This window comes from Cupriavidus sp. (genome assembly GCF_057315035.1).
This window is the reverse complement of sequence record NZ_DBHKYV010000006.1, coordinates 92,230-104,546: the sequence shown is the minus strand read 5'-3', so window position 1 is coordinate 104,546 and position 12,317 is coordinate 92,230. Positions and strand designations below refer to the sequence as shown.

The 12,317-nt window shown below is 63.1% G+C and carries 9 protein-coding genes; 7 read left to right on the top strand and 2 right to left on the bottom strand.

All coding sequences use genetic code 11. The features are described from left to right. Positions 1–241: 241 nt before the first annotated feature. The 6 genes from ACO550_RS11620 (at position 242) to ACO550_RS11595 (ending at position 6,032) form a co-directional block, all read left to right on the top strand. Positions 242–988, top strand: coding sequence for an FCD domain-containing protein (locus ACO550_RS11620; RefSeq protein ID WP_315592194.1), 747 nt, complete (start codon positions 242–244; stop codon positions 986–988). Between the two features lie 209 nt (positions 989–1,197). Beyond that, positions 1,198–2,604, top strand: a complete 1,407-nt coding sequence (locus ACO550_RS11615) for a solute carrier family 23 protein (RefSeq protein WP_315592195.1) — start codon at positions 1,198–1,200, stop codon at positions 2,602–2,604. A 190-nt stretch (positions 2,605–2,794) separates the two neighbouring features. Further along, positions 2,795–3,739, top strand: a complete 945-nt coding sequence (gene puuE / locus ACO550_RS11610; RefSeq protein WP_315592196.1) for an allantoinase PuuE — start codon at positions 2,795–2,797, stop codon at positions 3,737–3,739. Continuing rightward, complete coding sequence (gene uraD / locus ACO550_RS11605; RefSeq protein ID WP_315592197.1) at positions 3,736–4,257, top strand: 2-oxo-4-hydroxy-4-carboxy-5-ureidoimidazoline decarboxylase; 522 nt, start codon at positions 3,736–3,738, stop codon at positions 4,255–4,257. The genes puuE and uraD overlap by 4 nt, the downstream gene beginning before the upstream one ends. A 210-nt stretch (positions 4,258–4,467) precedes the next feature. Next, positions 4,468–5,556, top strand: coding sequence for a porin (locus tag ACO550_RS11600; RefSeq protein ID WP_315592198.1), 1,089 nt, complete (start codon positions 4,468–4,470; stop codon positions 5,554–5,556). 230 nt (positions 5,557–5,786) lie between these two features. Then, a complete protein-coding gene (locus ACO550_RS11595) occupies positions 5,787–6,032 on the top strand; it encodes a hypothetical protein (protein ID WP_315592199.1) in 246 nt (81 codons plus the stop codon). 174 nt (positions 6,033–6,206) lie between these two features. Here the strand turns inward: ACO550_RS11595 and ACO550_RS11590 are convergent, their stop codons facing one another. Both ACO550_RS11590 and ACO550_RS11585 read right to left on the bottom strand, forming a co-directional pair. After that, positions 6,207–8,528, bottom strand: coding sequence for a phosphate acyltransferase (locus tag ACO550_RS11590; protein WP_315592200.1), 2,322 nt, complete (start codon positions 8,526–8,528; stop codon positions 6,207–6,209). 173 nt (positions 8,529–8,701) lie between these two features. Then, positions 8,702–9,367 (bottom strand): DUF4136 domain-containing protein, encoded by a 666-nt coding sequence (locus ACO550_RS11585; protein ID WP_315592201.1) that lies wholly within the window; start codon positions 9,365–9,367, stop codon positions 8,702–8,704. A 177-nt stretch (positions 9,368–9,544) separates the two neighbouring features. On the opposite strand from ACO550_RS11585, the gene pepN reads away from it, so the two are divergent. Next, the gene (gene pepN / locus ACO550_RS11580) at positions 9,545–12,238 is read left to right on the top strand and encodes an aminopeptidase N (protein WP_315592202.1); all 2,694 of its coding nucleotides are present in this window, start codon (positions 9,545–9,547) and stop codon (positions 12,236–12,238) included. Positions 12,239–12,317: the final 79 nt, after the last annotated feature.

Here is a 12,317-nt window from a genome sequence, read left to right as displayed (position 1 = left end):
GCTGGATTGATGCGAGGCGACAATGCGCCTGCCCCATCCGGTTGACAACTCGGTAGATACCCGTAGTTGTCGAAAACCTGACTCGGTTTTGTTGACAATGGTGCTTGCATATCCAAATAATTGTCAACAATTTTTAGATCGGCGCAGCCAAATGTTCGACATCAAGACGCTTGATGTCGCGACGAAAACGGCTCGCTACGATCGCTGACCATTGCCTCTCCTGCTTTAGCGAGCGCCCAGCATGTCCAAGAATCTCAAACTGATTGCCGCCCCCGCCGACGTCCTCGCCGCGTCCACCGACAACAAGCCCGCCCGCAAGGGTTCGGTCGAGGAGCGCATGTATCACGAGATCTATGACGCGATCATGGAACATCGCCTGCCGCCGCGCACGAAGCTGACCGAGCATTCGCTTTGCGAGATCTATGCCACCGCGCGTCACACGGTGCGCAAGGTGCTGTCCCGCCTGGCCGCCGACGGCATGGTCGACCTGGAACCGAACCGGGGCGCGTTCATTGCCAGCCCGTCCACCGACGAAGCGCATGACATGTTCGAACTGCGCCAGATGCTCGAGCGCGCGGTGCTGGAAAAGCTGGCCTCGCTGCCGAACGTACGCACCGTGATCGCGCCGCTGCGCAAGATGGTCAACGACGAGCGCCAGGCGTTCCTGACCCATGAGCGCCCCCGCTGGATCCGCCTGTCGGCCGAATTCCACACCGCGCTGGCCGAGCTTTCCGGCAATCAGTTGCTGGTGACGATGATGCGCCGCCTGGTATCGCGCACCACGCTGATGATTGCCAGCGTGGAGGCGCCCGGCCATAACGCATGTTCGTTCGACGAACACGATGAGATTCTCGATGCACTGGAACAGGGCGATGCCGCCCTGGCCAAGTCGCGCATGGCGCACCACCTTGGCGCCTGTGCCGACCGCGTACAACCGGACGAACCCGGCAATTTCGATCTTCGCAGTGTGCTGGGCCGCTCCACCTAGCGCAATGTTCCCGCCGCCGGACGCGCAACACCCGCTGTTGCCGATGCTGGCCCACCGGTTTTCGCTACCCACATCGCCCGCCAGAGGCGCAGCGAAAAACCGGACAAGAACCGTCAACAAAAGCCCGTCACAAGAGGCATCGACAAAACGGTCAAGGGCATGACGCCGGCGTGCGTTCCCATCAAAACCAAAGGAGAGGAGACACACCCATGAATTCCGCAAGCACCACGGTCCCCACGGACCTGACAAACGAGCGGCTGCCCTCCGGGCGGTTGCTGGCGCTGGGCCTGCAACACGTGCTGGTGATGTATGCCGGCACGGTTGCCGTGCCGCTGATCGTTGGCGGCGCGCTCAAGCTCCCCAAGGACCAGCTCGCTTTCCTGATCAATGCCGACCTGTTCGCGGCGGGCCTGGCCACGCTGATCCAGGCCTTTGGCTTCTGGAAATTCGGTATCCGCATGCCGGTGATGATGGGCGTCACGTTCGCGTCGGTGGCACCGATGATCGCGATCGGCAACGATCCCAATGTCGGCCTGCTGGGCATCTATGGCGCGGTCATCGCGTCCGGGCTGTTCGGCATCCTGATCGCGCCGATGATGGGCCGCATGCTCGGACTGTTTCCTCCCGTGGTAACCGGTACCGTGATCACGCTGATCGGCGTCTCGTTGATGCGGGTTGGCATCAACTGGGCCGGCGGCGGGCAACCCACCACGCGCGCCGTGATCGACGGCGTGGTCAAGGAGGTACCGAACCTGGCCTATGGCGACCTGGGCAACCTGGCCATTGCCGGACTGGTGCTGGTGGTCATCCTGCTGTTGACGCGGTTTGGCCGTGGCCTCGTGGCCAACTGCGCGGTACTGCTCGGCATCATCATCGGCACGCTGGTAGCCATGGCGATGGGCAAGGTGTCGTTCGAAGGGCTTCATGACGCAAGCTTCGTGGCCGTCATCACGCCGCTGCATTTCGGCATGCCCACGTTCGAAATCACCGCCATCCTGTCGATGTGCATCGTGATGCTGATCACGCTGGTCGAATCCACCGGCATGTTCCTCGCGCTGTCCGATATCACCGGCCGCAAGCTGAGCCGCGCCGACCTGACCGCCGGCCTGCGCGCCGACGGCCTGGGCACGGTGATCGGCGGCATCTTCAACACGTTCCCGTACACGTCGTTCTCGCAGAATGTTGGCCTGGTGACGGTGACCGGTGTGCGCTCGCGCTATGTGGCGGCCGCCGGCGGCCTGATCCTGATCGCGTTCGGCCTGTTCCCGAAGATGGCCCACGTGGTGGCATCGGTGCCGCAGTTCGTGCTGGGCGGCGCCGGCATCGTGATGTTCGGCATGGTGGCCGCCACCGGCATCCGCATTCTCGGTTCGTGCGATTTCAACCGTAACCGCCACAACCTGTTCATCGTGGCGATCTCGATCGGCTTCGGCATGATCCCCACGCTGTCACCGACGCTGTTCCAGTACCTGCCGAAGTGGACCGATCCGTTCACGCACAGCGGCATCGTGCTCGGCACCATCGTCGCCGTGGCGTTGAACCTGTTCTTCAACGGCATCCAGTCGGCCGAAGAGGCCATGCGCAATGCCGCCGCCAACTCCCATGGCACGGAGTAACCCGACCAACAATTGACCTCCAACAATCGATAACGACAATCCGGCGGCAACAATCAACAACACTGCCGCAAGGATGTCAAGCCCCCGTGAGCGATTCTGGCACGCGCTTTGCGTAGGTGATGCAAGCGCTGTCAGGACCCGCTCTCGCGAGCAAGCAGTTTTGGTTTTCTCCTGAAGCAAACATAACGAGATGACACACGATAACTATCCACGCGATCTCATTGGCTACGGTGCGCAGCCACCGCACGCACGCTGGCCCGGCGGTGCACGCATCGCGCTGCAGTTCGTGCTCAATTACGAGGAAGGCGGCGAGAACTGCGTGCTGCACGGCGACGCCGCATCCGAGCAGTTCCTGTCCGAGATCGTTGGTGCCGCGGCCTATCCCGCCCGGCACATGAGCATGGAGGGCATCTACGAATATGGTTCGCGTGCCGGCGTCTGGCGCATCCTGCGCGAGTTCGAACAACGCAAGCTGCCGCTGACGGTGTTTGGCGTGTCGATGGCGCTGCAGCGCCATCCGGAACTGACGCGCGCGTTCGTTGAACTCGGCCACGAGATTGCGTGCCACGGCTGGCGCTGGATCCATTACCAGAACCTCGACGAAGCCACCGAGCGCGAGCACATGCGCATCGGCATGCAGATCATCAAGGAACTGACCGGCGAGATGCCACTCGGCTGGTACACCGGCCGCGACAGCCCCAATACGCGCAAGCTCGTGGTGGAACACGGCGGACTGCTGTACGACGCCGACTACTACGGCGACGACCTGCCCTTCTGGACCGAGGTGGAAGTCACGGGCGGCGCGAAGAAGCCGCACCTGGTGGTGCCCTACACGCTGGACTCGAACGACATGCGCTTTGCCACGCCGCAGGGCTTCAATACGGGCGAGCAGTTCTTCCAGTACCTGAAGGATGCGTTCGACGTGCTCTATGCCGAAGGCGATCCGCGCGGACTCGATCAACCGAAGATGCTGTCGGTGGGCATGCACTGCCGGCTGCTGGGCCGCCCGGGTCGTTTCCGGGCACTGCAACGCTTCCTGGACTACGTGCAGTCGCACGACAAGGTATGGATCTGCCGGCGCGTCGATATCGCCCGTCACTGGATCGAGACCCACCCGCACCGGAGCCACGCATGAGCCAGCACAACTACACCATCACGCAACTGAATGCGATGCCCGAAGCCGAGTTCGTCGAAGTACTCGGTGGCATCTATGAACACTCGCCGTGGTTTGCCGAAGCGGCCGCGCGCCAGCGCCCGTTCGCCAATGCCGCCGAACTCGCGGCCACCCTGCGCGGCGTGGTCGATGCAGCGGGGCAGGAAGCGCAGTTGAAACTCGTGCGCGCTCACCCGGAGCTCGCCGGCAAGGCCGCGGTACGCGGCGAGCTGACCGCGGAATCCACGCGCGAGCAGGCCGGCGCGGGACTCGACCAATGCACGCCCGAGGAATTCCAGCGCCTGCAGGCACTGAATGCCGCGTACAACCAGAAGTTCGGCTTCCCGTTCATCCTGGCCGTGCGTGGCTATGACCGTCACGGCATCATCGACGCTTTTGCAAGTCGTCTCGACAACGAGCCAGCTGTCGAGTTGCAAACTTGCATCAACCAGATTCATCGCATTGCGCAGTTCCGCCTGAACGACTTAGTATCCGCCTGAAAAAATCTACAGCGGTAAAGAGAGAGAGAGAAATTCAGCAACGTTAGGCGAAGAAACATCGCTGTCAAATTCGTACCCCGGCCGCGCCGGTCCCCACTGCACTGACAGACTTCCGTGCGCGGCCGAGGGACGAACCAGAAGAAGACCCAGCAGGGTTCCGGCACACAAGAAAACGTTCTGAGCAGCATCACAACCACGGAGGTCTTACAAATGAAGAAGCAGTACAAGCCGGCTCTCAAGCTGGCGGCAATCGCGGCCACCCTTTTTTCCGGCGCAGCCATGGCCCAGTCCAGCGTCACGCTGTACGGCCAGGCTGATATGTTCGTCGGTGGCATCAAGAGCCCGGGCAGCGCAGATCGCGCTTTCGTGGCGAACTCGGGTGGCATGCAAACTTCGTACTGGGGCATCAAGGGTGCCGAGGACCTGGGCATGGGCACCAAGGCCATCTTCGACCTGAACGGCTTCTTCCGCACCGACAGCGGCAGCATGGGCCGTTTCAATGGCGACTCGATGTTCAGCCGCAACGCCTACGTCGGCCTGCAGAACGAGCGTTATGGTGCGCTGAAGCTGGGTCGCAACACGACGCCGTACTTCGTGTCGACGATCCTGTTCAACCCGCTGGTTGACTCGTACGTATTCAGCCCGATGATCTTCCACACGTACTTCACCGCCAACAACGGCCGTGTGTTCGATCCGGGCATCATCGGCGATTCGGGCTGGAACAACTCGCTGGTGTACTCGACGCCGAACTTCGGCGGCCTGACCGCCAACTTCATCTACAGCTTCGGTGAATCGGCCGGCAACAACAGCAAGAACAAGTGGGGCGGCAATGTGACCTACTTCTCTGGCAACTTCGCTGCCACGGCCGCGGTCCAGCAGGTCAAGTTCGACAACACGCCGTTCGACCTGACCAACCAGACCACCAATGCGTTCCTGACCGGTTTCGACAAGCAGACCGCGGTGCAGGCCGGCGCCTCGTACGACTTCAAGGTCGTGAAGGTATTCCTGCAAGGCCAGTACATCAAGACCAATGTCAACGCCAACGCCAACGGCGACATCAAGCACATGAACGGCCAGGTCGGCGCGTCGGTGCCGGTCGGCGCCGGCAACGTGCTGGCTTCGTACGCCTACGACAAGACGCTGAACGACGTGGCCAGCTTCAAGCGCAACACGTTCGCGCTGGCCTACGACTACAACCTGTCGAAGCGTACCGACGTGTACGCGGCCTACTACTACGACAAGATCACGGGTCTTGAGCACGGCGACAGCTTCGGCGTCGGCGTCCGCCACAAGTTCTGATCGCGTTACAGCGCCCCTGAAAGCCTGCCTTCGCGGCAGGCTTTTTTTATGCGCGCAACGCTCCGCATGCGCCACAATGCTGCGCCGCAACGTGAAATTGCGCACCTGCAGCAAGATGGGAAGCCTTTGCTCCATAGACGGATTCAATTGGCGACTGCCCCCGCTTATACCTAGATTGGTTTTCCGGACTGTGTGCCGGACCACGTAAAACAGGACGAGTGAGGTGACGCATGCGGCGCTATGTGAAATCCCGATCGGAACTGATGGCTATCCTGAGCCAGTGCCTGGATAACAATCCGGAATGTGGCGAGGCGGAATTGCACGCGATGCGTGTGCACCAGCCAGACCATACGGGTTGCAACTGGAGCGCTGAGGTCGATTTTCGCGAGGAAACCTTCAACGATCTGGCATTGCAGATGGCCGCGGCCCGTTCGATCATCGTGGTAATGCGGGAGCAGTACAACGTGCTGCAATAGCTGCTGTAATGGCGAAAGGCGATGCGCACGACCGTGCGTACTGACCCGCCGACGCGCTGACACCCCGGCAGACGTGCCAGCGCACCGACAAAAGAATCGGGCCGCAGACGCGGCCCGATTCTTTTTTTGACCATCAGATCTGCAGCGTCTGCAGATCTGATGCCGCAATCGCGCTTAGCGGATCGCGCTCGACTCCGCCACGGCCACGGCCGTCATGTTGACGATACGGCGGGTAGTGGCTTGCGGGTTCAGGATATGCACCGGCTTGGCCGCGCCCAGCAGGATCGGGCCCACCGTCACGCCCTGCCCGCCCGTCATCTTGAGCAGGTTGAACGCGATGTTGGCGGCGTCCAGCGTCGGCATCACCAGCAGGTTGGCGCTGCCGGCCAGCTTCGTGTTCGGCAGGAAGTGACGGCGCACGTCTTCGTCCAGCGCCGCATCGCCCTGCATTTCGCCTTCCACTTCCAGTTCAGGCGCCACGCGGGCCAGGATCGCTGCCGCTTCGCGCATCTTGCGTGCCGACGGACGGTTCGAGGAACCGAACATCGAGTGCGACATCATCGCGACCTTCGGATGCAGGCCGAAGCGCGCGATTTCCTTTGCCGCCTGCTGCGTGATAGCGGCCAGTTCCTCGGCGCTCGGCTCGTCGTTGACGAACGTATCGGTAATGAACAGCGTATGCTTTTCGAGCATCAGCGCATTCATGGCCGCGAACACCTTGGCATCCGGGGCCAGGCCGATCACGTCGCGTACATGCTCGAGATGCGCCTCGAAGCGGCCCACGGTGCCGCACAGCAGTGCATCGGCATCGCCCATGTGCATCAGCATCGTGCCGATCAGCGTGTTCGAACGGCGCAGCGCCACCTTGGCCATGTCCGGCGTCACGCCGTCACGGCCACGCAGCGCATGGTATTCCTCGTGATAGGCGCGATAGCGCGGATCGTCTTCCGGATTGATCAGCTCGAAGTCGACACCGGGACGCAGGCGCAAGCCGGCCTTCTCGATGCGCATCTGGATCACGTGCGGACGACCGATAAGGATCGGCTTGGCCAGGCCTTCGTCCACCACGCCCTGCACCGCGCGCAGCACGCGCTCTTCCTCGCCCTCGGCGTAGGCAACACGCTTCGGGTTGGCCTTGGCGGCCGAGAACACCGGCTTCATGATCAGGCCGGTGTGGTAGACGTAGCTCGTCAGTTGCTGGCGATACGCTTCCAGGTCCTTGATCGGGCGCGTGGCCACACCGGACTCTTCCGCGGCCTTGGCCACCGCCGGCGCGATCTTCTCGATCAGGCGCTGGTCGAACGGCGTCGGGATGATGTAGTCGGGGCCGAACTTCAGTTCGCGGCCACCGTAGGCTGCCGCGACTGCGTCGTTCAGTTCGGCTTCGGCCAGTTCGGCAATCGCCTTCACGCAGGCCAGCTTCATCTCTTCCGTGATCTTCGTGGCACCGCAATCGAGCGCGCCGCGGAAGATGTACGGGAAGCACAGCACGTTGTTCACCTGGTTCGGATAATCCGAACGGCCCGTGGCGATAATGCAGTCCGGACGCGCGGCCTTGGCCACTTCGGGACGGATTTCCGGTTCCGGGTTGGCCAGCGCCAGGATGATTGGCTTGTCGGCCATGGTCTTGACCATGTCGCCAGTCAGCACGCCCGCCGTGGAGCAACCCAGGAAGACGTCGGCGTCCTTGACGATATCGGCCAGCGTACGGGCCGAGGTGTCCTGCGCATAGCGGGCCTTGTTGGCCTCCATGTTCGCATCGCGGCCCTGGAAGATCACGCCCTTCGAGTCGACCACGAAGACGTTCTCGCGCTTCACGCCCAGGCTCACCATCGTGTCCAGGCAGGCAATCGCCGCGGCACCGGCACCCGAGACCGCCAGCTTGACCTTGCCGATTTCCTTGCCCACGACCTTCAGGCCATTCAGCAGCGCCGCGGCCGAGATAATGGCCGTGCCGTGCTGGTCGTCGTGGAAGACCGGAATGTTCATGCGCTCGCGCAGCTTCTTCTCGATGTAGAAGCACTCGGGCGCCTTGATGTCCTCGAGGTTCACGCCGCCGAGCGTCGGCTCCAGCGCGGCCACGATCTCAACGATCTTGTCCGGATCACGCGCGTCGAGTTCGATGTCGAACACGTCGATGCCGGCAAATTTCTTGAACAGGCAACCCTTGCCTTCCATCACCGGCTTGCCGGCCAGCGGGCCGATGTCGCCCAGACCCAGCACCGCGGTGCCGTTGGTAATCACCGCCACGAGGTTGCCACGCGAGGTGTACTCGGCGGCCATCGCCGGATCCTTGTGGATTTCCTCGCAGGCGTATGCCACGCCCGGCGAGTACGCCAGCGACAGGTCACGCTGGTTCGACAGCGCCTTGGTGGCCGTTACCTGGATCTTCCCCTTGGTCGGGCTGCGGTGGTATTCCAGCGCGGCCAGACGCAGTTGTTCTTCGGGGCTGTTGGGGGCATGTTGCGGTGCATCACCGCTGGTCTTGCTGCTCATTCTGCTTGTCCGGAAAGAGAACGCGAAAAAAATCGAGGAGCCATTCTAGCCCAGGCATCCTGCTGCGGCGGGCCTTTATAGTGAAAACTAATTTCGTCTCATTGGCAAAGCAAAATCGTCGACGAATGTCGACGATTGCATGCGGAAACCGGCTGGTGGTTTGCCAGGGCCTTCTAGGGCTTCCTGTCCTTCTCCACTTCGAGCGTCACCCGCCGCGGCCGGCCGCTCTCACCGGGAAAACCCGTGAATGCACTGCGGATCATGTAAGGCATCACGGCCGTCAGGCTGCCGCCTTCGGTCGTGTTCTGCGCGGTCACCTGGTAGACCCGCCTGCCGCTGGCCGCGTCCTTGAAAAAGACGCGCAGGCTCGAGAACGTGACCGGCACATCCCGCACCACGGTCTGGGGCGGCCAGTAGCCCGGCCCCCAGCCATATGGCCCCCAAGGCCGGTACCAGCCATAGGGACCATAGTACGGCCCCCAGGGGCCGTACCACGGATCCGGATAGACGGTCTCCGCCACGCGCACGAAGCCCGGGGCCGCGTCGTAGTCCATCGTCACCAGGTAGCGGGCCTGTTTCGGCGGCACCTGCTCGAATCCCACACCGGACAGCACCTGGGCCAGCCACGCCTCGTAGGTCTGGCGATCGAGCTGGGCTTCCTGTTGCGGCGTGTGCTCGAACGCATAGGTGCGCGGCGCATTGTCGGACCAGTTGGCCTCACGGAACGATGTCACCTCGGTGGTAACCGTACTGGCGCAACCGGCCAGCCACAGCGCACCGAGCGCGACCAGCGCCCATCTCCCACCTTTTCTTCCCCACATCCGCACAGCTTGCCACATCGCGATACCTCGTTATTCTTGGTTTGCTCACGTTTCCTCAGACAGGAACGGCGCGCTCGAATTCCCGCATGAAGATTGACGCGGCGCATGCCGCCACCCCCTTGGCTACAATGGGGGCTTCAGGGCCGTCTCCCGCATGGCCCGCCGCCCCCGGTCACCCGAAGACAGGATTCCTCCATGCTGCGCACCGACACGCCCGTTACCGTCTATCGCAAGGACTATACTCCGCCCGCTTTTGCCATCGACCATGTCGACCTCGTGCTCGACCTCGATCCGCAGCGCACCATCGTCACCAGTACGCTTAAGCTCCAGCGTACCGGTGCGGCCGATGCCCCGCTGGTACTGAGCGGCGAAGCACTCGAACTGGTCGGGATCAAGCTGGACGGCCAGCCATTCAGCGGATTTTCCCAGGCAGACGACACGCTGGCGCTGACCGGCCTGCCGGCCCAGGGCACCCTGGAAATCACCGTTGCCTGCAACCCCGCTGCCAATACCACGCTGTCCGGCCTGTATGTGTCGAATGGCAATTTCTTCACGCAGTGCGAGGCCGAGGGCTTTCGCCGCATCACGTACTTCCTGGACCGGCCCGACGTGATGACCACCTACCGCGTGACGCTGCGTGCCGACCGCGCGGCCTGCCCGGTATTGCTGTCCAACGGCAACCTGCTGTCGGAGCGCGACCTGCCCGATGGCCGCCACGAAGCCGTCTGGGAAGACCCGTTCCGCAAGCCGTCTTACCTGTTCGCACTGGTGGCCGGCAAGCTTGAACGGATCGAGGAAAAGATCGTGGCGGCATCCGGCAAGGAAAAGCTGCTGCAGGTGTGGGTGGAGCCGCAGGATCTCGACAAGACGCGCCATGCGATGGACTCACTGATCCACTCGATCCGCTGGGACGAACGGCGCTTCGGGCTGGAGCTCGATCTGGACCGCTTCATGATCGTCGCCGTGGGCGACTTCAACATGGGCGCGATGGAGAACAAGGGCCTCAACATCTTCAATACGAAGTATGTGCTGGCCAATGCGCAGACCGCGACCGACGTCGACTTTGCCAATATCGAATCGGTGGTGGCACACGAGTACTTCCACAACTGGACCGGCAACCGCGTGACCTGCCGCGACTGGTTCCAGTTGTCGCTCAAGGAAGGCCTGACCGTTTTCCGCGACCAGGAATTCTCGGCCGACATGATGGGCTCGGAATCGGGCCGCGCGGTCAAGCGCATCGAGGACGTACGCGTACTGCGCCAGGTGCAGTTCCCCGAGGATGCCGGCCCGATGGCCCACCCGGTACGGCCCGACAGCTACGAGGAAATCAACAATTTCTACACCGTCACGGTCTACGAGAAAGGCGCCGAAGTGGTACGCATGTACCAGACGCTGCTGGGTCGCGACGGCTTCCGCAAGGGCATGGACCTGTACTTCAGGCGCCATGATGGCCAGGCCGTGACCTGCGACGATTTCCGCGCCGCGATGGCCGATGCCAACGGCCGCGACCTGACGCAGTTCGGTCTCTGGTACAGCCAGGCCGGCACGCCCGTGGTCTCCGCCAAGACCCAATGGGATGGCGCCGCCGGCGTGCTCACGCTGACGCTGGCGCAGCGCTGCCCCAAGGTCGGCATCGAGACGCGCGCCGGTGCGCCGGACAAGCAACCCTTCCACATTCCGTTCGCGCTGGGCCTGATCGATGCCGAAGGCAACGACCTGCCGTTGCAACTGGACAGTGAAGCCCAGGCCGATGGCACCACGCGCGTGCTCGATTTCACGCAGGCGGAGCAGACGTTCCGCTTCGTGAACCTGCCGCGTGGCGACAAGGCGCCGTTGCCATCGCTGCTGCGGAATTTTTCCGCGCCGGTGATCGTCGACCATGAGTACAGCGATGCCGAGCTGACATTCCTGCTCGCGCACGACAGCGATGCATTCAACCGTTGGGAAGCGGGCCAGCGCCTGGCCACCCGCGCGCTGCTGCAACTGGTTGGCGACGTACAGGCCAACCGTGAGCTGAAGCTCGACCCCGCGCTGGTTACGGCATTCCGTACGGTACTGACCGATGGCACGCTGAACCCGGCGTTCCGCGAACAGGCGCTGATGCTGCCCGCGGAAGCGTACCTGGCCGAACGCATGGGCGTGGCCGATCCGGCGGCAATCCATCGCGCGCGCCTGTTCCTGCGCGAGGGCCTGGCCCGCGCGCTCCGGGCCGAATGGCTGGCCGCCTACCAGGCCAATGAAACGCCGGGCGCCTATAGCCCCGATGCCGACTCGATGGCCAAACGCGCACTGCGCAACCTGGCGCTGGGCTACCTGGCAGACAGTGGCGACGCCGACATGCAGGCGCTGGCCGACCGTCATTACCAGCAGAGCGACAACATGACCGACCGTTTCGCGGCGCTGTCGGCACTGGTCAACAGCTTCGCGCCGGGCCGCGAGCACGCCCTGGCCGATTTCTACGAGCGCTTCGAGACCGACGCGCTGGTCATCGACAAGTGGTTCTCTCTGCAGGGCATGCAGCGCGGCGAGGTGGGCCCGCACGCGGGCAAGCGCACGATCGGGACCGTGCGCGCGCTGATGGAGCACCCGGCGTTCAACCTGCGCAACCCGAACCGGGCGCGTTCGCTGATCTTCAGCTTCTGCTCGGGCAACCCGGCCCAGTTCCATGCCGAGGATGGCTCCGGTTACCAGTTCTGGGCCGAACAGGTCCTGGCGCTGGACGCCATCAATCCACAGGTGGCGGCGCGTCTGGCGCGAGTGATGGATCGCTGGCAGAAGTATGAAATCCCGCTGCGCGACCGCATGCGCGCCGCGCTGGAACAGGTGGCAGCCAGTTCTACGCTGTCGCGCGACGTACGCGAGATCGTCAGCAAGGCACTGGCCAGCTGACCGCATACCGCCCACGGACAGCGCCGAAACGGCCTGTCCGTAGCGCCGGACCTGTAGAATGGCGGCCATCCAAGGAGAA

Bases quoted from the DNA above. Each gene is read 5' to 3' on its own strand.
- ACO550_RS11595 (WP_315592199.1), top strand. From the start codon at position 5,787: ATGCGGCGCTATGTGAAATCCCGATCGGAACTGATGGCTATCCTGAGC.
- ACO550_RS11620 (WP_315592194.1), top strand. From the start codon at position 242: ATGTCCAAGAATCTCAAACTGATTGCCGCCCCCGCCGACGTCCTCGCC.
- ACO550_RS11600 (WP_315592198.1), top strand. From the start codon at position 4,468: ATGAAGAAGCAGTACAAGCCGGCTCTCAAGCTGGCGGCAATCGCGGCC.
- ACO550_RS11585 (WP_315592201.1), bottom strand. From the start codon at position 9,367: ATGTGGCAAGCTGTGCGGATGTGGGGAAGAAAAGGTGGGAGATGGGCG.
- puuE (WP_315592196.1), top strand. From the start codon at position 2,795: ATGACACACGATAACTATCCACGCGATCTCATTGGCTACGGTGCGCAG.
- uraD (WP_315592197.1), top strand. From the start codon at position 3,736: ATGAGCCAGCACAACTACACCATCACGCAACTGAATGCGATGCCCGAA.
- pepN (WP_315592202.1), top strand. From the start codon at position 9,545: ATGCTGCGCACCGACACGCCCGTTACCGTCTATCGCAAGGACTATACT.
- ACO550_RS11615 (WP_315592195.1), top strand. From the start codon at position 1,198: ATGAATTCCGCAAGCACCACGGTCCCCACGGACCTGACAAACGAGCGG.
- ACO550_RS11590 (WP_315592200.1), bottom strand. From the start codon at position 8,528: ATGAGCAGCAAGACCAGCGGTGATGCACCGCAACATGCCCCCAACAGC.